The sequence below is a fragment of the Streptomyces sp. NPDC003247 genome, from assembly GCF_042888135.1.
Taxonomy (GTDB): Bacteria; Actinomycetota; Actinomycetes; order Streptomycetales; family Streptomycetaceae; genus Streptomyces.
In genome coordinates this window covers 352,651-376,004 of the sequence record NZ_JBIAPF010000005.1, presented here as the reverse complement: position 1 = coordinate 376,004, position 23,354 = coordinate 352,651, and the positions used below count along the sequence as shown (strand labels likewise).

Sequence of the window (23,354 nt, the reverse complement as noted above, 5' to 3'; positions counted from 1 at the left end):
CCGCCACCTGCATCGTGTGGAGGACCCACATGCTCCCACCGTCCCGGACGTCGCCGTCCACCCCGGCGTTCGCGCCGACCTCCGCCCCGCTCACCCCGGCCCGCGACATCACCCACGCCCACTTTCAGGCTGGCGACGACGTCGTCGTCCTCAAGGGCGTAGCCAGTGGGGAGTTGTGGGGTGATGCGGTGCGGGTCGTCGCGCCGTCCTGGCACACCCCGACCGACGAGGACGGATGGCGGCTGCGCAACGCGGCCGGCGGCACGCAGACGTACATCACCGCCCACCCCCGCTACCTCGTCCACCTCACGCGCCGCTGCCCCGACTGCCTGATCTACCTGCGCGCCATGGAGGACCTGCTCCTACCGAAGTACGCCAAGCACAAGGACGCACTGATCGACTGCGGCTGGTACACCACCACAGCCCTCGGCCAGCTCATTCACGTCGCCGACGTCCGGGACGGCCGGTGAACCGTCCCGACTGTTGCCTCGCCCTGAAGCGCGCACACATCCGGGCCACCGAGAACACCGCAGACCTGCCGTGGCGTCCGCCTTCACCCGCACCGCCGACATGCAGATCCCCGGTAATGACCCCGGCTGCCGGTGGATCGCCGTCCAGGCCCAGCCCGGGCGTGCCTCGACGTCATCGCCCACCTGCCCCGGCTCGACGGCAACTGGTAGCACAGGCCCCGACCTCCTGCACCAGCTCGCCAACGAAGCACGCCGCATCAAGCAGGAAGTGCGCCTCACACCCCTCACCACCCAACCCACACGCCAGCACACCACCGACTTCACACCGACTGCGTCAGACCAGCTCGCTGCGGTTCTCACCCAGCTCGCCGACGAGCAGTCCGGCCCGTTGGCCACCGTGCGCGGCCTGGTCGGGCACACCACTCACCGCGTCGTCCGCCAGCCCGGGACCGTGCGTACGCCGCGCACGGCCTGGGACTGATCGCCCGCCACCTCCATGACATCCAGCAGGACCTCGACGCCACCGCCGCAGGCCTGACCAGCCAGCCGCCCCCACTCGTGACCGCTCCGCCACCGCGCACCGCCAGGAACTCCATCCGCCGCACACCCCAGGAGAAACGTTCCCTTTGCCCCGCGACTCCGAAAACTTCGAGCGCCTCGCCTCCTACGCCGACGTCCTCGCCGGCGAACTCCCCGGCGCCTGGAGCAGCACCTGCCACCCGGCCGAGGACAAGGACGACCTCGCCGACCTGACGGACCGGATCTGGGACTTGGACCTCGTCGCCGCCTCGCTGGCCGAACACCCGCTCCGGCAGGCCGCAGTCCTGACCCGGCCCGACGGCGCCCAGCTCGCCCTCCTGAACCGGCACGACGGCCGTGACGGTTTCCTCGTCGCCGCTGTCGCCCCTCACGGTCTGCCCGATGAGGCGTACCGCGGTGTGCATGAGCCCAACGGGATCGCCCTGGCGGACGACCCGTTCCTGGGGGCCGAGCAGGTCGCCGGCGACCTGCTCGCCCGTTACGACACTGCCCTCGCCCAGACCCGCCACAACGCCACGCCCGACACCCACCCATCCCGCCCGGACCAGGTGGTGCTCACCTGGCAGAGCGACGGCAGCCTCACAGCCGCCCCCGTCGGGGAAGCCGCCGCCAAGGTGCTCGCCGCCAACGGCTTCGTCGAAGACGCGCAGAGCGGCATCCACCGCCTCAGCGGCGACGACACCACTGTGCAGGCCCGCGCCGTCTACCGCACCGGCCGGCAACTGAACGCCCACGGCATCACCATCGCGCTGCAGCACCCCTCGGGTCGCATCGCGCCCACCGCCACGCAGCCCTCCACACCGCCAGCCCCGGCTGCACCCCGCACATCGACGGCCAGGGCTCGATGACACAGGACGAGCCCGACTTCTGGGCGCTGGAGCGCATCACCATCATCACCAAGGACAGTCGAACCGGACTCGTCATTGCCCCCCGGCGGCGCCGCGCAGGCCACGGGCATCTTTCAGAGAAGCGGGTTCTCGACGCCCCCGGTCACCGCGGCACGCTCCACCGTCTCCCCCCTTTCCCACGCCATTGACCAGATCCTCAACGCCCGCAACCAGGCAGCCCGTCTCGCCCACCGGCAGACTCCCCCGCCCCGCGGCGCCATGTCCGGCCCAGCTTCCGATCACCCCGGTAGCCCCCCACCACCAAGCGCGTCCCCATGAACCTCAGCGGGTGGGCGCCAGCAGCCTGTCGGCGCCCACCCTCGCCCAGCACAACACGACCGGAGACCCCTGTAGAGCCCCGCACGCCTCCACCGATCAGCCGGCACCTCACCCCTCGTCTGGCCACCGCCGTATTCCGCCACTACCTGCGTTCCTGCATCGTCCACGCTCCCGACCGCGCTTCGTCACCAGCCGGTGCAAGCTCAGAAGCGGCCCTCGACGAGGCCAGGGAAACGGGCCACCACCGCTGATCCAGACACCGTGTTCCGGAGGAACATGCCCAACCCCACCCCGATCCCGAGCCTGACACGGCTGGCCGACGACATCACCCGCCAGCTGGGGCAGCTCACCGAACACCTCGCCCAGCTCCCCGCCGATCAAGCCATCCCCGTCATCGCGCGGGTCCTCGACCCGGAGCACGGCGCCCTCGGCCGCTTCACCCACCTGGTGATCACAGGCTCCCACTTCGCCAGGGACCAGGCCGAACGCGGCATCCTTCCCGCGGAGGTCTGGCTGGCCCTCGGCCGCGCGGCGAACGAACTGTACGACATCGGCCTGGACATCGATGAGCATGCCGACACCCTCACTTCTCTCAGCACGCGGTCGGCCACCACAGTGGCGCAGCCCCCGGCCGCAGCTCCGCTCGTCGTCCGGCGGCGCCGGTGAAACGGAACCAGTGGCAGGGCTGGGGAGCGGGCGAGCAACCACAGCAGCACTACCTCATCGAACCCCGCGCGCTGGCCGGCGGCGGGGACATCCGCCACGTGACGGAGTTCCTGCGCGCCTCCGGCTGGCGGGAGAAGTCCACGAAGCGCGGACCTCTGGTGTTGGAGAGCCCGGACCGCACTGTCCGCCTCTCCTACGACCCCTTTGGCATGCCGGGCGGCTGGAGCATCCGCGGGGCGGCAGAGGGACATCAGGCCGAGTGGTGGGCGACCTTGGGCCCCCAGACACCGGTGGAGATCGTCGCCGGCCTGACCGACGCCCTCACCCAGCCGCGCTCCGCGCACGCCCCCAACGTATGGGCGCCGCTGGCCGAGCAGCACTGGCAGACCGGCCCCGAGGGCAGGCACTACACCGCGACAAGTCCTGACGGAGCGGCGTGCCTGCACTTCCGGCAGGACCCCGACGGCGCCGCCGTTTGGTGGGCCGGCGCCGGAGATCGGCAGGGCAACGGCTGGACCGCCCAGCTCGCCCCCACCACCCCGTTGCACCTCGTGCATGCTTTCGGGGCTGCGCTCGCCAGCCCTGAACCGGTGATGCGTCCGCGTGGACGCGTCCCGCACAGCGCGCAGATCCGGACCACGTCCGTCTCCGTCCTGCCGTCGCAGCTCGGTGCCTGGCAGCAGGTTCGGATCACGGCCGCCCGCGCAGCCGCCTGGGCCCGCAACCGGCCGGCCACCCGGCCCCGCACCATGGCCCGCCAGGCTCGCATCACCCCGCACGCCCGCAGCCGCGCCCGCCGCTGACTCGCCCGCACCGCCTCCGAGGAGCCTTGTGTCCGATCTGACCGTCAACGACATCCACCACGTCACCGAGACGCTGTCCCGGCTCACCGAATTTCTGCGTGAGGTCCCCGACCCCGGCGAGGCGCTCGCCCTGGTCGAGCCGCTGCTGGACGAGTACACCGGCGTCCCCGTCCAGCTCGGCGACACCCTGCGCGCTCTCGCCCGCGCCATCGCCGCCCACCCGGACACGCCCCGCACCCCCGCCCTGCACCTGCTCGTTGCGGAGCTGCGCACCGCCGCGTGGGAGCAGACCGACCAGCACACCCTCCACTACGCCCTGGATGAACTGCGTTCCTTCCTCATGAACGGCTCCTCGGACACGCCGGAGCGCTGCCGATGCCGGTGAGCGAACGGCAACTTGCCGAGTTCGCCGACAAGCACGCCTGGCAGATCCCCTTCGACACCAGTCCCCGCCACCTGGCAGGCCCCGGCGACGCCCGGCACGTCACCCACGGCCTCTCCGCCGCCGGATGGACCCGCACCTCCGACCCCCTCAACCCGCAGATGGTGCTCACCAGCCCCGGCAACCGCCACCACCTCCACTTCACTCCGGGGCCCGGGTACCTGTCCACGTGGTGGCAGCTGTCGAGCGAACCCTTCGGCGACAAGCCGTACTGGTACGCCGCGTTCGGCGAACTCGTCCCCGCCGAGATCCTCGCCAGCGTGACCGACGCCCTCACCGCCCCGCCACCGGCCATACAGCCGGACCCGTGGAGGACAGTCGACGCAGCGGGCTGGATCCGCCCCGACACGGGCACGGCGCATTCCGTGGACGGTATGTGCTTCATCGAGCAGCGCCAGCGAGATTCGCGGGACGCGCCGTACTGGTCCGTAGAAACCCGCGAGACCGACCTCGACGGAAACCCCGGCCGCATCCTCTGGCACGCCAGCTTCCACGACAACACGCCCACTCACCTGGTGCACGCCTTTGTCACCGCGCTGACCGACACCGACCCGCTCCAGCGCGGCATGCACGACCGAACGGCGCACTACAACGCCGTCCAGGAACCGAGCCCGCTCACTCCCCAGCAAGTCGTCGACGCCCACACCACCCGGCTCAAGACCATCAGCACACAGGCACCCGCCGCCCGCCGCCTCCAACGGCTGAGCACCACCAAGCCACCAGCACCCCCGAGCACGTCGGCCCCCCTGCAGCGATAACCAGGCCACTCCGTTCCTCTCCTCACCTGCTGACACCGCTAGGACCCCGCCATTTCCCGTCTTCCCACCAGCCATCGCAAGGCCCTCCGCCATCTGGACCGATACCTGCGCGACAGCAAAAACGTCCTCGACGCCTGGGACGCCTACTCCGACGAGCACACCGACCTCGACGGCTGGCCCTACGACGACCACACCTATGGGCTTCGCCAGAGCCGACGCGACGCCGAGACCGCCGAGGCTTTCGAGACCCTCCGCGGCAGCGCCCGCGACCTCCTAGCGACGGCCGAAACCCAACTGGTCCTTCTGCCTGCCGAATCGGTGCAGGGCCGCTGGGTGTACCAGCTCGGCGTCCTGCACGCCGCTCTCGACCAACTCGATGCCCTGCACGATCAATGGCAGGCCACCCGCGACAGCCTCCCCGCCCACGCCAAGCCGGGAACCCCTGCGTACGACGACGCCCTCGCCGAGCACCACGCCGAATGCTGGAGCCACCTCGACGACTGGGCCGCCCACGGCCACGCCCTCGCCGAGATCCACACCGCGGCCCGGCGCGCGCCCTCCCCGCTGGCGCCGCCGCCGACCACAACCGCCGCGCGCGCCACGTCACGGTTCTCGAAGGTGCGGAGGTGAGCGTGGTTCACGGCCCCGAGACGGTCGAGGTGGACTTCGTCGCGCCGCGGCACCTGGCCGGCGGTGGCGACCCCGCGTGGATCACCGTTCCCCTGCACCGCGCCTGCGGCTGGAGCCACGGACACGACCCTCTGATGCCGCGCGTCATCCTCTCCAGCCCTGACCAGAAGGCCCTCCTCCGGTTGGAACCCGACCCGGACGGCCAATGGTGGACCCTCCAGCACACTCCCGGACCGGACAGGCCCGCCTGGTACGCGAGCTTCGGCGCACGCACCCCGGTCGAGATCATCGCCAGGTTCACCGACGCCCTCACCCATCCCGCCACCCATCCGGCAGACGCCTGGGACCCGCTCGAGCCACTCCGCGCCGCGGGCTGGCGCCCGGCCTACAGCCACAACCGGCTCGCCTCACCGGACGGAGCGGCCCTCGCCGAACTGCACAAGTCGGCCGGCACCTGGTCGGTCACCACCAGCCTCGACAACACCCACTCCTCCGTGTGGCAGGCCCGCTTCGGCGAACACACCCCGCCCCACCTGATCGCCGCGTTCACCACCGCGCTCGCCGACCCCCGTCCGGTGCCGCGCACCGGCACCCCCCTGAACATCCCGACCCGCAACCCAGACCTCATCACCCACAGCCGCCGGGAAGTACCCGCCACCCAGATCGCCACCGCCCTGGAAGACCGCGTCCGCGCCCTCTCCGTCCGCCACACCACCGCGCCACCGCGGACGGGCACTGCGCACCGGTCGCCCGGCCCTGCCCGGCGCACCCGCTGATCCTCTGCCCGCCACCCGGAGCTGAGCCCTTTGCCTCCCGCTTCCAACAACTACAGCGACGGATACGACGTCGCCTTCCGCCTCCTCCTCGGCGTCCTGGCCGTCGTCGTCCCCCTGTCCCACCTCGTCTGGCTGTCCGGCAACATCACCGCCGTGATCACCGGCCACGACTGGGCGCCGTACCAGGCGGCCACCGCCCTGCTCCACCCCGACCAGCTCTGGCCCGACACCAACGCCACAGCTCTGCTGATCGGTGCACGCATCGTCCCCCTGACCTTGCTCTGCACGCTTGGCGCAGTGGCTGGCGTTGTGTGGTCCCGCCACAAGAACAGCGGCGAAGGCCGGAAGAAGATCACCGGGATGGCCAAGCCGAAGGACATCGAGCCCCTGATGGCCAAAGCGATCACTGCCAAAGCCCGCTCCCTGCGCCCAAGCCTGAAAACGGCCAAGCACATCGCCGCGAACGACACCGGCGTCCTCCTCGGCAACCTCCAAGGCACCCGGCACGAAGTCCGCATGGGATACGAGGATGTCGCCGTCGCCATCATGGCGCCGCGGTCCGGCAAGACGACCAGCCTCGCGATCCCGTCCATCCTCGCCGCACCCGGCCCCGTCCTGCTCACCTCCAACAAAGCCGCCGGCGACGCCTACACCGCCACCCTCGACGCCCGCGCCGGCGTGGGACGGGTCTGGTCGATGGACCCGCAGCAGATCGCGCACGCCGCCCGCGAGATGTGGTGGAACCCGCTCGCCGACGCCACGACCCTAGACGGCGCCGGCCGTTTGGCCGGGCACTTCCTCGCCGCTTCCGTGGACGCCAGCCAGCAGGGCGACTTCTGGTCCAAGGCCGGATCCAACATCCTGTCCCAGCTCTTCCTCGCCGCCGCGCTGGATGAGCGGCCCATCACTGACGTGATGCAGTGGCTGGCCTTCCCCTCCGACCGCACCCCTTTGGACATCCTGCGCGACCACGGCTTCACCGCCGTCGCCGCCCAGCTCAAGGGAACCGTGGAAGGCCCCCCTGAGACCCGAGACGGCATCTACGAGACCGCTCGCCAATACGCCGCCGCTCTGCTGAACAGCGATATCGCCGCCTGGGTCACCCCACAAAAGGACGTCCCCGAGTTCCGGCCGGCGGAGTTCGTCACCTCCACCGACACCCTGTACCTGCTGTCGAAAGACGGCGGAGGTGGAGCGAGTGCGTTGATCGCCGCGTGCGCGGACTCGGTGATGCGCGCGGCAACCGCGCAGGCCGAGCGGGCCGGCGGGCGCCTGGACCCGCCGATGCTCGCGATCCTCGACGAGGCCGCGAACGTGTGCAAGATCAGCGACCTGCCGGACCTGTACTCCCACCTGGGCAGCCGCGGCATCATTCCGATCACCATCTTGCAGTCCTACCGCCAGGGCCAGAAGGTCTGGGGCGACGCGGGCATGGACGCGATGTGGTCCGCCTCGACCGTGAAGGTCATCGGCTCCGGCATCGACGACCCGGACTTCGCCGACAAGCTCTCCCGGCTGATCGGCGACCACGACGTGGAGACCACCTCCACCTCCGTCTCCGAATCCGGCAAGTCGACCTCCGTGTCGATGCGGCAGGAACGCATCCTGCCCGCCGACGCGATCCGTGCCCTGCCCAAGGGCACCGCGCTGTGCTTCGCCACCGGCATGCGCGCCGCCATGCTCGACCTGCGCCCCTGGTACCTCGAACCCGGCGCCGACGCCCTGTCCGCCGCCTCCGCCCGCGCGTCCAAGGCGATCACCACCCGCGCCGTCGCCAAGCACACCCCCCGGCAGGGCGACTACGGCACAGCCGCCTGACCCGCCAACCTCCCCGAAAGCAGCATGGCCCTCACCGACCACCACGACGTCTTCATCGGCGCGACCGGCGACGGACACACCTTCCTCGTCCTCAACCGACCGATCCCCCAGGCCACCCGCATACTGACCGACGCGGGCTTCACCGCCCGCCAGCACCAGGGCCGCACCCTCTACATCCTGCCGCCCGACACCGCCGAGGACGCCCACGAGCGCGCCGGCGTCGCGGCGTACGGGCTGATGGCCCACACCCACGACCTCGTCGACCTGGCCTGGACCACCCGCCACCACGACGGCGCCCAGAACCCGCCCGATGTGACCTTCCGTTTCACCGACGGCACCGTCACCGCGACCGCCGCCACGCACGCGGCACACGCCGTCCTCGTCCGCCACGGCTTCACCCCCACCGAACAGGACGGGGACTACGAACTGCCGAGTGCCCTCAGCGAACGCACCACCCTGAGCACGGTGGTCAGCGCCGAGGCCCACCTGCATGCCGACGGCGTGAGCGTCCATGTCGACCTCGGCATCCCCACCGTGCAGGACATCCCCGCAACCCGGCCTCGCCCCAACTCCACGTCCATGTCGGCACCCACTGTCGCAGTCACCCGCCGCACCCGCTAACCGCGATGACCACGTCACCTGACCCCGACCTCACCCCTATGTTCGACGTGGACGTGCCGGTACCGCTGACGCCCGTGGAGCGACTGCTGGCGCTCGCCGGCCTCTACACCCAGCACAACGACCGGATAGACCTCCTGTTCGCCGGCCGTGCCGCTGCCGTCCCGGACACCTATGTGTCCTCCGCCCGGCGTCTGGAACGCGACTCCCTCGCCTGCGTCAAGACAATCAGGCAGCAGCGCCTGCCTGCCATCGAACCGGTGACCAGCGCCGTCGTACGACTCAAACAGATCGCCTACCTGACCAGCGGGGCCACCCGCTACCTCACCTCCGCCCAGCAGGCCCTGCCCCCGGGCGATGCGCAGCACGTACGCCCAGATCCCCGCAGCGGGTTCGGCCAGTACGTGCGGCTGGCCCGGGAACTCACCGCCCTCGCTCCGGCGGCCGTCGTGGAGTGCGCCACGCACCTCGCCGAGCGGCTGCCCGACCGGGCACGCAGCCGCACCACCGTCTCCGGCATGGACAGGGCCCAGCGCGACACCCTGCTCGAAGTCGCCCGTGGCCACGTCATCGTCACCGGACAGTACGAGCAGCCCGGCTACGGCCGCACCGTGCCCGTGGACGTCGACGTCCTGCGCCACCTGCAATCCCAGGGCCTGGTGACCTGCGAGCCCGCGTCCGCACCCCCCTTCTTCACCGGCGGGCCGCCACGCAACCGCGTACGCCTGCCCGCCCTCGGGCTCGCCGTCCTCAGCACGGTCATCGCCTCCCCCCTGGCCGTCTGCCCGCCCGCAGCCCGCCCCGTCCACTCCCCCGCTGCGGCCACCACCGCCCGCGCACGCCGCTGACGACACCACACACTCAATAGCGCGCGGCCGCCTCAGCCGCATTCACGCAAGGAAGTCTTCGATCACCTACTCACCCACACTCGTCTGTATCTCTCTCGGCGCCGGCGTTCAGTCCAGCGCCATGCTCGCGCTCTCCGCCGAGGGAATCCTCCCGAAGGCCGACTACGCGATATTCGCCGACACCGGCTGGGAACCGAAAGCCGTGTACGACCACCTCGACCGGCTCGAAAAGGAAATCGCTGAGCCTGCCGGGATACCCGTCCTCCGGGTGTCTTCCGGCAACATCCGTAACGATGCTCTCGATCCGGATCACCGGTTCGCCTCCATGCCGCTCTACATCCTCAACCAGGACGCGAAGCAAGGCATGACCAGGCGTCAGTGCACCGGGGAATACAAAATAAAGCCAATAAAGAAGAAGGTCCGGGAACTCCTCGGACATCCCTATCCACAGCGCATCCCGAACGACGTCTTCGTTGAGCAGTGGGTCGGCATATCCACCGACGAGTTCCACCGCGCCAAGGACGCCGACGTCCGCTACATGCGCAACCGGCACCCTCTCATCGACATGGGATGGTCCCGCAACGACTGCCTCCGCTACCTGACATCACTCGGCTTCGCGAACACTCCGAAATCATCCTGCCTCGGCTGCCCCTTCCACGGAAACGCGCAATGGCGGCATATCCGTGACACGAGCCCGGAGGAATGGCAGGACGTCGTGGCATTCGACGCCGCCATTCGCCAGGGCAACGCCCGCGCGAACGCCAGCGGCAACCGACTGCTGGGACAGGCGTTCCTCCACCGCTCCCGTGTGCCGCTGGACCAGGCGCCCATCGACCACGTCACCGCAGCCGAACAGACCTCCCTGCGAATCGGCGCGGACGAGGCCGACGTACTGGAGAACGGCATAGAGGACGGCTGCTCTCCCTGGGCATGCCGCGGCGAGGCCGATGCACTGACGCAGGACGACTTCGGGCTGGCCACGTGATACTCGACCTCTTCGCGGGGCCGGGCGGCTGGAGCAGGGCGCTGCATGCCCTCGGCGTGCGCGACGTCGGGCTGGAATGGGACCGGTGGGCGTGCAAGACCCGTGCTGCGGCTGGTCAGTTGACCATCCGCGCCGACGTGGCGGTGTATCCGACCTGGCCGTTCATAGGCCGCACACGCGGGCTGATTGCATCCCCTCCGTGCCAGGCGTGGAGCATGGCCGGCAAACGCCTCGGCCTGCTCGACCAGCCGCTGGTGTACGCGGCGGTCGAGGACCTGGCCGCCGGACGCGACACCCGCGCACGCCTCCTCGCCGCCTGCCGCGACGAGCGCTCCCTGCTCGCAGCCGAGCCCATGCGCTACCTCCACGCCCTGAACGCGGTCGGAGAACCCGACTGGGTCGCCATGGAGGAAGTACCGGACGTCCTGTCCCTGTGGAAGCAGTACGCGGCCATCCTCCGCGGATGGGGCTTCTCCGTCTGGTCCGGGATCCTCAACGCCGCAGACTTCGGCGTTCCGCAGACCAGGAGGCGGGCGATCCTCCTGGCCTCCCGGGTACGCACGGTGCAGCCTCCCACCCCCACGCACTCCCGACTCGCCGAGCCGGAATCGCTGTTCGGTCCGGGCCGCGCCCGCTGGGTCAGCATGGCAGAGGCCCTGGGATGGGGCGCGACCGACCGGCCCGTCCCCACCGTCTGCGCGGGCGGCGGGCCCGGCGGCGGACCCGAACCGTTCCCGTCGGGCTCCCGCAAGACACTCTCCGACGCCCGGGAACGCGGCACCTGGATGCCCCGGCCGGACGGAATGGTCCTGCAGTCCCGCCGTGAAAGCGCAGGACGGGCGGCCCGGCACGGCACACGCGAGAACCGGGCCGCCGACGCTCCGACGCCGACGTTCACCGCCGAGGCCCACCGCTGGTCCTGGTCCCTGCGCAGCAACAACCAGGCCAACGCCACCGTCCGTCCGCTGTCCGAGCCGGCCGGCACGCTGTTCTTCGGGCACCGCGCGAACGAGTGCACCTGGGTCGCCGAACCGGCCTCGCCCCCGGCCAAGGACATGGACGCGCCAGCGGTTCCCGAGCCGATCCGGATCACCGCCCGCGAGGCCGGCCTCCTGCAGACTTTCCCCGCCGACTACCCCTGGGCCGGCAACAAGGGCCAGCAGTTCTCCCAGATCGGCAACGCCGTACCCCCGCTCCTCGCCGGCCACCTCCTCGCCCCACACCTCGGCGTCACCCTCGACCCCAACGACTTCACCCTCGCCGCCTGATGCCCCACACCCCCGAACCCGACGAAGACGACCTCGACACCATCGCACCGCCCCAGCCGGTGTTCCACGTCGAGCAGGCACTCCTCGGGGCCCTCCTCCTCGACCCGCACCGCCTCAGCGACGTGAGCGGCATCGCCGCCAACTCGTTCTCCACCGCCGCGCACGCCGCCCTGTACTCCGCGATCACCACCCTCCCGCCACCCGACTCCGCCGAGCACGCCAAGAACACCAAGTGGCTCGACCAAGTGCTCGCCACGGGGCGCGAGCAGGCGCGCGCACTGACCGCCTCCTACCTGCACACCCTCATCCAGGCCTGCCCCTGGCCCAGCCACGCACCCTCCTACGCACGGATGGTCGAGGCCGAACACGCCCGCCGCCGCCTGCAGACAGCCGCCGAACACCTCGTCCAGACCGTCCACGACGCCTCCTTCCCGCACCCCGTACAGACAGTGCTCGCCGCAGCCGACGTGCTCGCCGCGGTCGTGGACGACATCGCCGCCCGATTCCCACCGCGCGCCGGCGTCCTACCCCGCACCCCGGCACCGCCGCCAACTGTCGCGCCCGACCACACGGAGGCCGTCGAGGAGGAGCAACTGCTGCTCGCGACCGCCACCGCCAACCCCGCCGACATCAAACACGTCCGATGGCTGCTCCCCAACGACCTCACCCTGCCGCTGCACGCCGGCCTGTGGCAGTGCCTGACCACCCTCGCCCGCCGCCACGAGCCCGTCGACCCCGTCACCGTCCTGTGGGAAGCCCAACAGCGCGCCCTGCTCGACGACGGAACCGAACCGGGCAAGGTGCTCCGCATGCTGGCCGAACCGGCTGGTTCCGTGGAGCACTGGAGCGAGCGCGCCCTGCAGCGTTCCCTCCTGGCCACCGCCGACCACACCGGTCGGCGCATCGAGGCGTACGCCGACGACCCGGCGAACACCCCGTTCCAACTCGTCGTCGGCGCCCGCCGCTCCCTCGCCGACATCAGCGCCATACGCACCCGCTGGCAGCACGCCACCGGAACCGTCCCGACGCCACGACCACGCCCCGCGCCCACCACCCGAGCCGGCCCGCCGACCACCACTGCCGCGCACGCCGCACGCGCTGCACGAGCAATCCGATAAACCCCTGCAGATGCCGGTGGCCGGACTCGAAGGCCCGGCCATCGACAGAAGAGGCGACACCCGAACGTGACTCCTCCTATTGACGCCCACGTCCTCCTCGACACCCACCCCACTCACCCCAGCGCCGTGACCGTTGTCCTGACCGGCACCCAGGCCTACGTTTCCCACCTGGGTTTGAGGCAGCCGACTGGACCGTCGTCGCCGACAACGTCCTGGTCCTGGTCCGCATCGACCACGAGGAGCTCTACTGGACGCAGGACACAGCACCGAAGGTCTAGGGGCGACTTGATGTCTTCCTTAATATCGGTCGCTTCGGTCGAACTACCCCCGCGGGTGCGGGGAGACGACCACAAGTACATAACGCTGGATCAAGGGCCGAGCGAATTACCCTCGCGGGAGCGGGGACGACATCGCGCAGGCCGAGGCCGACACCGGGATCCTGCAACTACCCCCGCGAGTGCGGGGACGACCATTCCACCCCCGTGACCGTGGTGGGCTGGCTCGAACTACCCCCGCGGGTGCGGGGACGACAGTCGCGGTCGGGCAGGGGCAGTTTGTCGAGGGGAACTACCCCCGCGGGTGCGGGGACGACGCCGTAGCGTTCGAGGTCTTCCTCGTAGCGCTCGAACTACCCCCGCGGGTGCGGGGACGACGGTGTGGGTGGCCGGGTCGCAGGTGCCGACGAGGAACTACCCCCGCGGGTGCGGGGACGACTCACTGAGTGAACCGCCCGGCCACTACGTTGTCGAACTACCCCCGCGGGTGCGGGGACGACTTCTGGATGGCGTCCAGGGTCTCCTGGTGACGGAACTACCCCTGCGGGTGCGGGGACGACAGCTTCCGCAGTGCCGCCGCGACAGCGTCGATGGAACTACCCCCGCGGGTGCGGGGACGATCGGCACGGGCAGCCCCCAGGCCTCCCCGTCCCAGAACTACCCCCGCGGGTGCGGGGACGACTTGGCGACGACGCTGAAGACGAGGTGGTCGTCGGAACTACCCCCGCGGGTGCGGGGACGACAGCCGGTTGCCGGCTCTGCGGGTCCAGTACCAGGAACTACCCCCGCGGGTGCGGGGACGACAGCTGCTCGCACGGCCGGGCGTTGGCCGGGAACGAACTACCCCCGCGGGTGCGGGGACGACGTAGATGAACATGGGCTGGCCGTCGCTGTCGCGGAACTACCCCCGCGGGTGCGGGGACGACGAGCGTGCGGCGCGCGCCGACGGCTGCACCGCGGAACTACCCCCGCGGGTGCGGGGACGACCGCACGCGGCGGGCGGCGGTGCGGCCAACGGAGGAACTACCCCCGCGGGTGCGGGGACGACACCTCGCTGCTCTCCGCGTTGAAGCCGAACAGAGAACTACCCCCGCGGGTGCGGGGACGACACCGTGGTCGAGCCGCCGGACGCCACGGTGTAGGAACTACCCCCGCGGGTGCGGGGACGACCTCTCTATCTATGGGTGGGTGATGTGGTCCGGAGAACTACCCCCGCGGGTGCGGGGACGACGCGGACACGAGCGGCTGGAAGTCCTGCCCGGCCGAACTACCCCCGCGGGTGCGGGGACGACGGTGTTGGTAGCACCTGCCGGAGGCCGCCCCGTGAACTACCCCCGCGGGTGCGGGGACGACTCGCGCCAGCCGACGTCCACCTGGAGGCCGTCCGAACTACCCCCGCGGGTGCGGGGACGACGCGTGGTCGCGGTACTGCTGGGCGGCCTCGGTCGAACTACCCCCGCGGGTGCGGGGACGACAAAACGCGCTGGTCCATTCGAGTTCCTTCGTGGGAACTACCCCCGCGGGTGCGGGGACGACGTCCTTGAAGGCCATGTCCCACGACATGACCAGGAACTACCCCCGCGGGTGCGGGGACGACCAGCAGGGTCCACGACAGGTGCGAGGTGCGCAGGAACTACCCCCGCGGGTGCGGGGACGACGAACGTGCGGAACGGCGCCTCGCCCTCGCCGGGGAACTACCCCCGCGGGTGCGGGGACGACCCGCTCGCCCCGCGCCCGCCGGCCGGGGCTTTCGAACTACCCCCGCGGGTGCGGGGACGACAGGCCATCCGTCAGGTGCCCGAGGACCCTGGAGGAACTACCCCCGCGGGTGGTGCGGGGACGACGCCTCCCTCACCCGCCTCGGCGACCGCTACGGGGAACTACCCCCGCGGGTGCGGGGACGACGTGCGCCTCTCTCAGGGGGTGTCGGCCCCGACCGAACTACCCCCGCGGGTGCGGGGACGACCTGCTCACGCCACTGTTCTTCGGCCACCTCGGCGAACTACCCCCGCGGGTGCGGGGACGACAGCTCGCGCAGCTTCCTCCGCTCCGCCTCCAGCGAACTACCCCCGCGGGTGCGGGGACGACTCGGCGAGGAGCAGGATCCGCTCGTAGGCCGACGAACTACCCCCGCGGGTGCGGGGACGACGCGCGGCGGGCTTGCGTGGTGTCCCGGGCCGCGGAACTACCCCCGCGGGTGCGGGGACGACTAGCTGCGGACGACGTGCCCGTTCATCTGCCGGGAACTACCCCCGCGGGTGCGGGGACGACTTGAACAGGGCGTATCCCCTGATCCGAGTAGTCGAACTACCCCCGCGGGTGCGGGGACGACGGCGGCTCGGGGCGTGCAAGAGAAATCGGGGGGGAACTACCCCCGCGGGTGCGGGGACGACAAAACCACTCACGAGTGATCGAACGAGGTGCAGGAACTACCCCCGCGGGTGCGGGGACGACGGCTACCCGGGCCCACAGACGTGGGCCCGCCTGGAACTACCCCCGCGGGTGCGGGGACGACGCTCGCGGCGTCCCGGCCGAGGTGCTGCTGGACGAACTACCCCCGCGGGTGCGGGGACGACGGAGTCGCGGGCTCGGCGGTCGTCGTCTGCCAGGAACTACCCCCGCGGGTGCGGGGACGACCCGGAGTCGTCGCCGGTCTCGCGCTGCTGGCCCGAACTACCCCCGCGGGTGCGGGGACGACGTGCTGGCCAACCACGGCTACGCAGGGCCGGAGGAACTACCCCCGCGGGTGCGGGGACGACAGCTCCTGACGGATCCCCGGGGCGCCGTGGTTCGAACTACCCCCGCGGGTGCGGGGACGACTCTTCGTGACCTGCAGCGTTGTCAGCTGATCACACCATTTTGCTTTACCTCGTTCGCAGGCCGCCAGGGTTGTCCGTTCTGACGCGGGCGGGCCATGAGGGTCAGGCCATCGAAGTCGATGGGGGTCCAACGGTTACGGCCGGCGGTGCGGGCGGACCAGCCCTGTTCCGTGGCCGCCGGTTCGATCATGACGGCTTGGCCGTCGTGGATCCGTTCGGCAAGGACGGTCCAAAGGCGTTCGCGGATACGGGGATTGGGGTTTCCGACGTAGACGCCGACGGCCACCTCGACGAACCAGCGGGTGAGGTGTCCCCGGAGTCCGGGTGGCGCTGCGATGAGCACGACCACGGTCGTCCCGGCGCTCACGGGGCCGTCTCCGTGGGAGTGGAGTCGGTACGTTCGGGGATGATGTCGAGGTGGTGCGCGGCGCTCCAGTTACGGCCACCGCTGACGACCGTGTCGCCGTCGTCCCAGAGAGCGCCGAGTTCCTCGTCCGGCAAGTCGCCGCCGTTGGGGACGAGGAGTTGCTTGATGTCGGCGACGATGCGGGGCAGGAGTTTGCCCCGGACTGCGGCATCTCGCAAGGCGGTACGCGCGTCACGCTCCGAGGTGAGGCCCTGCGCGGCAAGGTCGAAGGCGAGGGGGATGGTGAACTCTGCCTTGTAGAGGTCGGCGATGTCCAGGACGAAGGAGAGGGCGTTGCCGGTGTGGACGAAGCCGAGAGCGGGGCTGGCGCCCAGTCCGGTGATCGCGGCGTGGCAGATGCCGTAGAGGGCCGAGTTGGCGGCGGACAGGAGCCGGTTGACGTCGTCGCCGGCGGCGAAGGCGTCGCCTGGTTTGTAGTCGCGTTTGGTCCAGGGCACCCCGGTCCGCTCGGCGTGCTGCGCGTAGAGGCGGCGGATGCGAGTGCCTTCGCGGCCTCGGAGCTGTTGGAGGGTCAGGCCGGTGGTGTCCTCGCCGGGGAAACGCATGTCGTACATACGGCGGGCGACGGCGACGCGTTCTTTGGGGCGGGTGACCAACCATGCCTGGCGAAGCTGGAGCTGGGAGCCGCGTGCGGTGCTGGTGCCGGTGGCGTAGAGGCGCACTCCCTGCTCGCCGACCCAGCACACGGCGGTGCCGGAGTCGGCGAGCAGGGTGACGGCGGGGTGGGTGATCCGGCTGCCGGGGCCGATGAGGAGGACGGCGAGCCAGGCCGCCGGGACGTGGACGGTGCGTGCCTTGTTGACCAGGACGACGGCGTTGTCGTCCCGGTCTATGTGGCAGCGCTCGGCGTAGAGGCTGGAGATGCGGTCCTCGAGCCTGTGCACGTCCTGCGGTCCGGTCCGCCACCAGGGTTCAGCCATGCCTGGCCTCGTGGGGGTGGAGCGGGGCAAGGGTGAGAAGGCCCTGGCCGTAGCCCTTGGCGGGGCCGATGCCCCCGAGCAGGGCGGCGCGCAGTGTGTCGGGGTCGGTGACGCGAAGGCGCCCTTCGAAGGTGGCGGTGGACAGGGTGACGCGAGGTCCGTCGGAATGCTTGCGGAAGCGGAGGATGTCGCGGCTGATGATGGTCACGGCGGGGCCGGCGGACAGGTCCTGGCCCTCGGTCTGCAGGCCGGGGGCGGGAGGTGTGGCGGCGGCGTCGGGGATGCTGAAGCCGTGGTGTTCGCAGCGCTTGAGGAGCCATTCGAGTTGCTGGGCGGCGGTGCGGTGGGCGACGCGGGAGCCGCGGGGCCGATTGCCGTTGTCGGCTCCTTCCTTCAGGCGGGCGGCCTGCTGTTCGCTCGGCCGGCTGGGCCGGGCGACGCTCTGGACGGGGTTGGCGGTGAGGCGGAAGCCGAACTCACGGCCGCGGGCGATGCGCTCGAGCAGGGAGGTGTAGTCGGCGATGAGCGGCGCGCCGCCGTCGGCTCCGGGCCAGCCGGCTTCGTCGACAAGGTGGGCCCAGGAGGGACGGTTCTCGGTGAGGACGAGTATGTCGGCCCGGTGCGGGGTGTTGCTGTCCAGACGCCACAGGACGCGTTCGGTGACGGGCTGTACGGCCAGTCCGGACAGGAGGGCGGCGTGCAGGCGGTGCGGACTGGAGAGCAGCGCCACAGCGGCGCGGCGGCGCGGGTTGAGGGCGATTTTCGACAGGTAGGGCATGTGGTCACCAGCCCAGGAGGGCGAACGGATCGTGGTCGGACTGTTTGGCCGTGCCGGTGTCCGCTGCGGGGTGGGCGGGCTGGGTGCGGCCGGTGGGCACGGTGACCCAGAGGTGACGGACGGCGCGTCGGCCGAACCGGGTTCCGGTCTTGAGGTCGTAGGTGTCGGGCACGTCGACGGCGAGCTGGTCGCCGGCCGGGTCTTCGACGGTGGCCTCGAGGGACACGGTGGTGTCCCGGGCCTGCCGGCGACGGTGGGCGCCCGCCTGCCAGGGCACGCCCTTGAGGGCTTCCTCCAGCTCGGTGTCGGCGTAGAGTCCGAGGCTGACGGGCCCGGTGGGCGGGCAGGAGCGGCGGCCGAGACAGAGCGGGAAGACGGGGTTGCGGACTGCCTCCTCCAGGCTCTGCACCAGGGTTTTCGGGCCGCGCAGGGCGGCGACGAAAACGGCGTCCTGGAGGTAGAAGCGCTGGGTGACGCCGGTGTACTTGGCCGGTGTGGTCCTGGTCTGCTGTCCCTTGGCGTTGGTCTTGGCCGACAGCAGCGGCACTCCGCGGTAGTCGCTGTAGGTGTGGTAGTCCCGCAGCAGGGTGCCGGGCTGGTCCACCCGGACGCCGAGTTGCAGGCCGACCAGGTCGGTGAGAGTGGTCTCGCGGTCGCGGCCCTCGGCGGCGGCGAGGAGACCGAGGATGCCGGACTTGGTGGGCTGGGGCCGGGTTTCGCGCCGGTTGTAGCGGGACGGGCCGCCCCAGGACTGCAGCGGGGCGGCTAGCCGCAGCACGAGGACGGCGTGGTCGGTGCCGGTCATCGGGCGTCGGCCTCCGGGGTTTCGGCGGGCGTGATCTCGCCGTCGGTGAGCCACTGTCCGACCAGGGTGTCGACGGAGTCGAGCAGGGCGGGGAAGGGCAGGGAGGAACCGAAGACTTCGGTGATCTTGTCGCCTTCGGCGGTGTAGGTGGCCAGGGTCCGCAGCGGCTTGTCGCCCCAGGTCTCGGCGACCGCTTTGAGTTCGTCGGCGAGCCGGACGACGGATTCCGAGGCCAGGCCAGTGGTGCCGGTGACGGGTTCCTCGTAGGCGGATACCAGGTTCACGGGCTGGTCGGTGCGGACCGTCAGCAGAACCAGGTGGGGCAGGGTGCGGTGGGCAAAGGAGTTCTGGTGCCCGGTCGGCATGGAGCGGGTGAACGCCTCGATGAACCGCACCGTCGCGCGGCGGGTCTCGTCGATGTCGGTGAGATTCTCACGCAGCTGGTGCACGCCAAGGGCGGCGTAGCGGTACAGGGTGGAGGAGTTGAACTCGACTGTGCCGATCATGCCGGCGCCGTGGTCGTCGGTGTTCTCGTCGTCAACAGCGGTGTAGTAGTCGAACTCGGTGCGCACGGCGTGGGTGGACAGGGCGTGCGCGACCTGGACGGAGGCGTCCACGTTCAGGGCGGGCAGGTCGGCGACCATACGGCCGAACAGGGCGACTTCGGCAGGGTGCCCGGTGGACAGCGTCTTGACGACGGAGAGCTTCTTCACCTCGTTCTTGAGGTCGTCGTCGGGCAGGGCGGCGAGCTCGGCGGCTCGGCCGCCCAGCAGTTGGACCAGGGCGTCGAGTTGCTTCTTGCCGAAGAACAGCAGGTAGGCGGACTGGTCGTCCTTCTTGGCCGACTTGGTGATGCCGAGTGGCTCCAGCAGGGCGGCGGCCAGGCGGTCCGACTGCCCGGCCTCCAGCCCAGTGCCGCCTTCGGAAGCGGGGAGGACGAGGCGCTGGGCGAGCAGGCTGGCGATCCGCTTGGTACGGGTGGCCTGATCGGCCTCCGGCACGTGCTTGGCGTACTCGGTACGGGTGGCACGCTTCCACGCCTGCGAGGAGACGCGGGCACGGCGGGCCCCGCCGTAGACGGCCTGCTTGGGAGTGCCGGAGTCGTCCCGGTTCACGTTGGACGGAGGCAGGCTCTGGAGGATGTGGACCTCGACGAAGAGGGTCGGTCGGCTCATGGCGTGACTCCTTGAAGGCATGGGGCGCCACTCGGTCGGGGCGCGGTCGAGGACGGGTTGAGGTGAGCGGGAGGCCGGGCCGACAGCATGGTGCCGTGACCGGCCGGTCTACCCGGGTGGCGTCAGGAAGACGCGGTGATGTGGAAGTCGCGGTCCCACTGCTGCCGGAGCCTGGCGGCGGCGTCCGGGCGGCGGGGGTCGTCCCAGGTCCGCAGAGCCGTGCGGAGCAGGTCGTAGTCGAGTCCGACTCCGACCTGGTTCAGCAGCGGGACGAAGGACCGCAGGTGCATGGCGAGTTCGTCGGCGTCGGCGGAGGTGAGCAGATGACCGAGACGCCGCTCCAGCGCGGCGGTGGCGGCCTTGCCTTCGCTGCCCGCGGCCGCCTTCCGGGCGAGCAGACCGGCGGCGGTGCCCGGGCTGTTGCCCGCGACGTGCATCCGGCGGTCGTGCGTCTGCTGGTGGCGGGCGAACAGGGTGAGGGCGCAGTGCTCGGCGGCCAGGTCCCGGGTCAGGGAGCCCTTGTTGCGCCACTCGGATGCCATGCGGGTGCGGTGGAACGGCCACATCGCGGCGACCGTTCCCGGCTCCCGGCCGGTACCCGAGCGCAGCGCTGCCAGCTCCGCTCCGGCATCCGGGCTGCCGGGCTCGAACGTCACCCAGTACGGCGCCCGCTCCTTGCCGGGTGTCTCCCCGCCGGCCGGGGCCGGTGTGCCGGGATCGGTGTACTGCAGGCCCCAGGACCGCAGCACCCGGTTACGGTTGGGGCCGTCCCACGCGGTCAGCTCACGAAACAGGCGGGTGTAGTCCAGGCCGACGCCCGCCTGCCGCAGGAGCGGCACGAGCCGCTGAAGGTGCTGCACCAGCTCGTGGAGGTCCTGAGCGGTCGCGGCCGCGATCAGGCGCCGCTCCACGGCGGCCTCCGCCCACGCCTCGCTGCGGCGCAACGACAAGCAGGCAGTTCCCAGACCGATGCCCGGCTGGTGGACGGATTCGGACGCGGCGTGCTGATGCAGCCCGAACAGGGTGAGCGCGTGGTGTTCTGCGACGTAGCGGTCCGGGAGGCGGTCGAATCCGTCGTCCGGCAAGGGGACACGATGGACGGATCGGATGGACGGATCGGTGCCGGCTTCCCGGCCGACGCCCTCGCGCAGGGCCCGCAGGTTCCGTACGACGTACTCGGAGAATCCCGGCCCCCGCCCTTCCCCGCGCGCCGACTGCCAGTCGTCGGCCGCCTCCTCCCAGAAGAACGGCCGGGTTCGGCCCGTCTTGAGGTGGCCGCCGGGGGTGCTGCTGGTGGTCGTCATGCTGCGGCCGCCTCCTCACGCTTGACGCGGCGTTCCTCGGTTACCCGTGTCAGGATTTCGGCGAGCCTGGTCCGGAAAATTCCGATGGCCTTGCCGCTGCGGTAGACGAACTCCTTGTCGCCGCTCTTCACCGTCCGGCCCACCACGGCCCGCGGCGGGGCTGCCGCGAGCAGGAGGTCCGCCTCGCGGTCGGCGGCGATCTGCACAGACTGTTCCCAGGCGAGCTGGGCACGCTCCAGAAGTTCCTCGTCGTCCTCGTCGACGGTCCGCAGCCCGGCAAGCAGGCGGCGCATGGTCGCGTCGAGGGAGTGCAGGAACTGTGCAGACGGTCGGCTGCCCTTGTCGCGGGGCAGCGGATCTCCGCCTGCGGCACGCCGCAGGTCGTTGTTGAGACCGTCCAGGGCACGGGCGACCTGGTCCGCCTGCGCCACACACTCCAACAGGGCTTCGCGTAGCCAGTCGTCCTGGGCGAGCAGGGCCTTCACCGGCAGGGGCAGGTCGTCGCCGATGGCGTTCTCCACCACGGCGGACTGCGTCCCGTACTCGAGACCCGACGTCTCGACACCCAGCGGATACCGCCCGGACAGCACCCCGGCGCCCTGCAGGTCCCCGATCTGCCGCAGGAGCAACGAAGTGTAGGGGCCGTCGCTATGCACCGGCAGCGTCATTGCCAGCAACGTTCCCAGCCCCTGCCAGGCAGCCCGACCCGAGGTATGCCTACGGGGCCGTCGGTGGGACTGCCCCTTCTTCGGCTTGGCGGTGTGCTGCCACGCCGTGTGCGGCTCGATCTCGGGCGTCTGTGCCAGCCGGTCGCCGGCCGACACGATCGTCCGGTGCACCCGTCGTCCCTTCTCCGTCTCGCAGGAGAGCAGACGGATCCGGCGTGCCTGGAAGGTCAGCAGGTCCAGCAGGCCGGTCGCCGGGCGCTCGGACCAGGCTGCCTCGGCCGGTGACTTGCAGGCCAGCCCGGCCGGGCGCTCGTCCCATGCCCACTGCGGCCGGTCCCCCGGATCCAGACCGTCGGGCAGGACAGGCGTATTCAGCAGCAGCGTCTCGTACAGAGTCGGCCCGGTGGGGACGACCACGCCGAACTGACCGAGCGGCCCGGTCGGGTTGCCGGTCGTCTTACCGCTCTTCGCCTGCGGGTCCCCCACGGCGCCCGTCTTGATCGACGCCGTGTCCCAGCAGTGCGCGTGCAGCAGCCACAACGCCGCATCCCCCGGCGACAGCAGCAGTTCATCGGCCTCGCTGAGCGCGCTGAACAGAGGCACGTTGTTGCCGGAAGCCACGGACGGCACCAACTGAGCGGCCGTCTTCGTCTCCCCGTTCAACGCCTCCAGACCGGCGACCTGGGCAAACGGGCGCTCCGCGTCGAACAGGCGGAACCGGCCCCCATAGCGTGGACCCAGGTAGCGCGCCAGACGGTCCCGTTCGTCCCGCGAGAAGCAGCCGCGGTGGAACCGCTCCGCCCACTCCTGCCGGGTGCGGGGCACTCCGAGTGCGTCGATCACCACAGGCACCAGCAGCTGCCGGAGCACCACCGGCAGCATCGTGTGCACCGGCAGCTCGAGACGGCGGATGGCGTGCGCTTCGCACAATGCGTTCAACAGACCGACGGGCCGCTGGACGCCGTCACTGGCGACGGCGCCGAGCCATACGTCGTGGACGAGATCTCCCTCGTCGGCCATGGCGGTTCCCCCCTCCGTGTACTGACTTCACCGCGCCCCCTGGACGCGTCGACCGGTGGGCCAACTCCACGGACCCGTTGTGGAGTTGGCCCCGACCGGTCGCCCACAGCGTGTCACCGAACGCTCGGTACTTCAACCGGAACGGGCGAACCCGTCTACACTGACCGACTGGGTCACAGCGATCCCAGCGGAGAGCGGGTACTCTGCGCACGGCTCGTGGAGCCGGAGCCCTCCCCGGAAACGGGGGTGTTCCCGCT

22 protein-coding genes and 1 CRISPR repeat array are annotated in these 23,354 nt (G+C 70.9%); of the genes, 15 read left to right on the top strand and 7 right to left on the bottom strand.

All coding sequences use genetic code 11. From position 1 onward, the window contains the following. Window positions 1–29 precede the first annotated feature (29 nt). From ACFYWQ_RS19185 to ACFYWQ_RS19115, 15 genes are all read left to right on the top strand, one after another. Complete coding sequence (locus ACFYWQ_RS19185) at window positions 30–470, top strand: hypothetical protein (protein WP_389518004.1); 441 nt, start codon at window positions 30–32, stop codon at window positions 468–470. Window positions 471–540: 70 nt separating this feature from the next. Beyond that, a complete protein-coding gene (locus tag ACFYWQ_RS19180; RefSeq protein ID WP_389518003.1) occupies window positions 541–951 on the top strand; it encodes a hypothetical protein in 411 nt (136 codons plus the stop codon). Between the two features lie 145 nt (window positions 952–1,096). Further along, window positions 1,097–1,858 (top strand): hypothetical protein, encoded by a 762-nt coding sequence (locus ACFYWQ_RS19175; RefSeq protein WP_389518002.1) that lies wholly within the window; start codon window positions 1,097–1,099, stop codon window positions 1,856–1,858. A gap of 594 nt (window positions 1,859–2,452) precedes the next feature. After that, window positions 2,453–2,842 (top strand): hypothetical protein, encoded by a 390-nt coding sequence (locus tag ACFYWQ_RS19170; protein WP_389518001.1) that lies wholly within the window; start codon window positions 2,453–2,455, stop codon window positions 2,840–2,842. Then, on the top strand, window positions 2,839–3,645 hold the full coding sequence (locus ACFYWQ_RS19165) for a DUF317 domain-containing protein (RefSeq protein WP_389518000.1): 807 nt from the start codon (window positions 2,839–2,841) through the stop codon (window positions 3,643–3,645). Before ACFYWQ_RS19170 ends, ACFYWQ_RS19165 begins: the two co-directional genes overlap by 4 nt. A gap of 28 nt (window positions 3,646–3,673) precedes the next feature. Further along, complete coding sequence (locus ACFYWQ_RS19160; RefSeq protein ID WP_389517999.1) at window positions 3,674–4,030, top strand: hypothetical protein; 357 nt, start codon at window positions 3,674–3,676, stop codon at window positions 4,028–4,030. Beyond that, window positions 4,021–4,845 carry a DUF317 domain-containing protein gene (locus ACFYWQ_RS19155; RefSeq protein WP_389517998.1) on the top strand — a complete coding sequence of 275 codons (825 nt, stop codon included), beginning with the start codon at window positions 4,021–4,023 and terminating at the stop codon, window positions 4,843–4,845. Before ACFYWQ_RS19160 ends, ACFYWQ_RS19155 begins: the two co-directional genes overlap by 10 nt. 333 nt (window positions 4,846–5,178) lie before the next feature. Continuing rightward, a complete protein-coding gene (locus ACFYWQ_RS19150; protein ID WP_389517997.1) occupies window positions 5,179–5,475 on the top strand; it encodes a hypothetical protein in 297 nt (98 codons plus the stop codon). Continuing rightward, on the top strand, window positions 5,472–6,251 hold the full coding sequence (locus ACFYWQ_RS19145; RefSeq protein WP_389517995.1) for a DUF317 domain-containing protein: 780 nt from the start codon (window positions 5,472–5,474) through the stop codon (window positions 6,249–6,251). Before ACFYWQ_RS19150 ends, ACFYWQ_RS19145 begins: the two co-directional genes overlap by 4 nt. Before the next feature lie 30 nt (window positions 6,252–6,281). Further along, entirely contained in the window at window positions 6,282–8,069 is a 1,788-nt protein-coding gene (locus tag ACFYWQ_RS19140) for a TraM recognition domain-containing protein (RefSeq protein ID WP_389517993.1), read from the top strand. A gap of 24 nt (window positions 8,070–8,093) precedes the next feature. Further along, window positions 8,094–8,690, top strand: a complete 597-nt coding sequence (locus tag ACFYWQ_RS19135; protein ID WP_389517991.1) for a hypothetical protein — start codon at window positions 8,094–8,096, stop codon at window positions 8,688–8,690. Between the two features lie 5 nt (window positions 8,691–8,695). Further along, complete coding sequence (locus ACFYWQ_RS19130; protein WP_389517989.1) at window positions 8,696–9,535, top strand: hypothetical protein; 840 nt, start codon at window positions 8,696–8,698, stop codon at window positions 9,533–9,535. A gap of 121 nt (window positions 9,536–9,656) precedes the next feature. After that, window positions 9,657–10,520: a hypothetical protein gene (locus tag ACFYWQ_RS19125; protein ID WP_389517987.1), complete on the top strand. Its 864-nt coding sequence runs from the start codon at window positions 9,657–9,659 to the stop codon at window positions 10,518–10,520. Then, window positions 10,466–11,788: a DNA cytosine methyltransferase gene (locus ACFYWQ_RS19120; protein WP_389517985.1), complete on the top strand. Its 1,323-nt coding sequence runs from the start codon at window positions 10,466–10,468 to the stop codon at window positions 11,786–11,788. The genes ACFYWQ_RS19125 and ACFYWQ_RS19120 overlap by 55 nt, the downstream gene beginning before the upstream one ends. Beyond that, a complete protein-coding gene (locus tag ACFYWQ_RS19115) occupies window positions 11,788–12,906 on the top strand; it encodes a DnaB-like helicase N-terminal domain-containing protein (RefSeq protein WP_389517983.1) in 1,119 nt (372 codons plus the stop codon). The genes ACFYWQ_RS19120 and ACFYWQ_RS19115 overlap by 1 nt, the downstream gene beginning before the upstream one ends. 318 nt (window positions 12,907–13,224) lie before the next feature. Beyond that, a CRISPR array of direct repeats spans window positions 13,225–16,001; the repeat unit is 28 nt; unit sequence GAACTACCCCCGCGGGTGCGGGGACGAC. Window positions 16,002–16,022: 21 nt separating this feature from the next. Here ACFYWQ_RS19115 and cas2e read toward each other — a convergent pair. From cas2e to casA, 7 genes are all read right to left on the bottom strand, one after another. Further along, complete coding sequence (gene cas2e, locus ACFYWQ_RS19110; RefSeq protein ID WP_389517981.1) at window positions 16,023–16,367, bottom strand: type I-E CRISPR-associated endoribonuclease Cas2e; 345 nt, start codon at window positions 16,365–16,367, stop codon at window positions 16,023–16,025. Continuing rightward, on the bottom strand, window positions 16,364–17,347 hold the full coding sequence (cas1e, locus tag ACFYWQ_RS19105; RefSeq protein ID WP_389517979.1) for a type I-E CRISPR-associated endonuclease Cas1e: 984 nt from the start codon (window positions 17,345–17,347) through the stop codon (window positions 16,364–16,366). Before cas1e ends, cas2e begins: the two co-directional genes overlap by 4 nt. After that, the gene (gene cas6e, locus ACFYWQ_RS19100; protein WP_389517977.1) at window positions 17,340–18,125 is read right to left on the bottom strand and encodes a type I-E CRISPR-associated protein Cas6/Cse3/CasE; all 786 of its coding nucleotides are present in this window, start codon (window positions 18,123–18,125) and stop codon (window positions 17,340–17,342) included. The genes cas1e and cas6e overlap by 8 nt, the downstream gene beginning before the upstream one ends. 4 nt (window positions 18,126–18,129) lie before the next feature. Beyond that, window positions 18,130–18,930, bottom strand: coding sequence for a type I-E CRISPR-associated protein Cas5/CasD (gene cas5e / locus ACFYWQ_RS19095; protein ID WP_389517975.1), 801 nt, complete (start codon window positions 18,928–18,930; stop codon window positions 18,130–18,132). Continuing rightward, the gene (cas7e, locus tag ACFYWQ_RS19090) at window positions 18,927–20,105 is read right to left on the bottom strand and encodes a type I-E CRISPR-associated protein Cas7/Cse4/CasC (protein ID WP_389517973.1); all 1,179 of its coding nucleotides are present in this window, start codon (window positions 20,103–20,105) and stop codon (window positions 18,927–18,929) included. The genes cas5e and cas7e overlap by 4 nt, the downstream gene beginning before the upstream one ends. A gap of 122 nt (window positions 20,106–20,227) precedes the next feature. Next, window positions 20,228–21,409 carry a type I-E CRISPR-associated protein Cse2/CasB gene (gene casB / locus ACFYWQ_RS19085; protein WP_389517971.1) on the bottom strand — a complete coding sequence of 394 codons (1,182 nt, stop codon included), beginning with the start codon at window positions 21,407–21,409 and terminating at the stop codon, window positions 20,228–20,230. Continuing rightward, a complete protein-coding gene (gene casA / locus ACFYWQ_RS19080) occupies window positions 21,406–23,097 on the bottom strand; it encodes a type I-E CRISPR-associated protein Cse1/CasA (RefSeq protein ID WP_389517969.1) in 1,692 nt (563 codons plus the stop codon). The genes casB and casA overlap by 4 nt, the downstream gene beginning before the upstream one ends. Window positions 23,098–23,354: the final 257 nt, after the last annotated feature.

Excerpts from the sequence above, each read along its gene's own strand:
- ACFYWQ_RS19130 (WP_389517989.1), top strand. The coding sequence starts at position 8,696 with ATGACCACGTCACCTGACCCCGACCTCACCCCTATGTTCGACGTGGAC.
- ACFYWQ_RS19155 (WP_389517998.1), top strand. The coding sequence starts at position 4,021 with ATGCCGGTGAGCGAACGGCAACTTGCCGAGTTCGCCGACAAGCACGCC.
- ACFYWQ_RS19115 (WP_389517983.1), top strand. The coding sequence starts at position 11,788 with ATGCCCCACACCCCCGAACCCGACGAAGACGACCTCGACACCATCGCA.
- cas1e (WP_389517979.1), bottom strand. The coding sequence starts at position 17,347 with ATGGCTGAACCCTGGTGGCGGACCGGACCGCAGGACGTGCACAGGCTC.
- cas6e (WP_389517977.1), bottom strand. The coding sequence starts at position 18,125 with ATGCCCTACCTGTCGAAAATCGCCCTCAACCCGCGCCGCCGCGCCGCT.
- casA (WP_389517969.1), bottom strand. The coding sequence starts at position 23,097 with ATGGCCGACGAGGGAGATCTCGTCCACGACGTATGGCTCGGCGCCGTC.
- cas7e (WP_389517973.1), bottom strand. The coding sequence starts at position 20,105 with ATGAGCCGACCGACCCTCTTCGTCGAGGTCCACATCCTCCAGAGCCTG.
- casB (WP_389517971.1), bottom strand. The coding sequence starts at position 21,409 with ATGACGACCACCAGCAGCACCCCCGGCGGCCACCTCAAGACGGGCCGA.
- ACFYWQ_RS19125 (WP_389517987.1), top strand. The coding sequence starts at position 9,657 with ATGCTCGCGCTCTCCGCCGAGGGAATCCTCCCGAAGGCCGACTACGCG.
- ACFYWQ_RS19185 (WP_389518004.1), top strand. The coding sequence starts at position 30 with ATGCTCCCACCGTCCCGGACGTCGCCGTCCACCCCGGCGTTCGCGCCG.
- ACFYWQ_RS19170 (WP_389518001.1), top strand. The coding sequence starts at position 2,453 with ATGCCCAACCCCACCCCGATCCCGAGCCTGACACGGCTGGCCGACGAC.
- ACFYWQ_RS19120 (WP_389517985.1), top strand. The coding sequence starts at position 10,466 with ATGCCGCGGCGAGGCCGATGCACTGACGCAGGACGACTTCGGGCTGGC.
- cas5e (WP_389517975.1), bottom strand. The coding sequence starts at position 18,930 with ATGACCGGCACCGACCACGCCGTCCTCGTGCTGCGGCTAGCCGCCCCG.
- ACFYWQ_RS19135 (WP_389517991.1), top strand. The coding sequence starts at position 8,094 with ATGGCCCTCACCGACCACCACGACGTCTTCATCGGCGCGACCGGCGAC.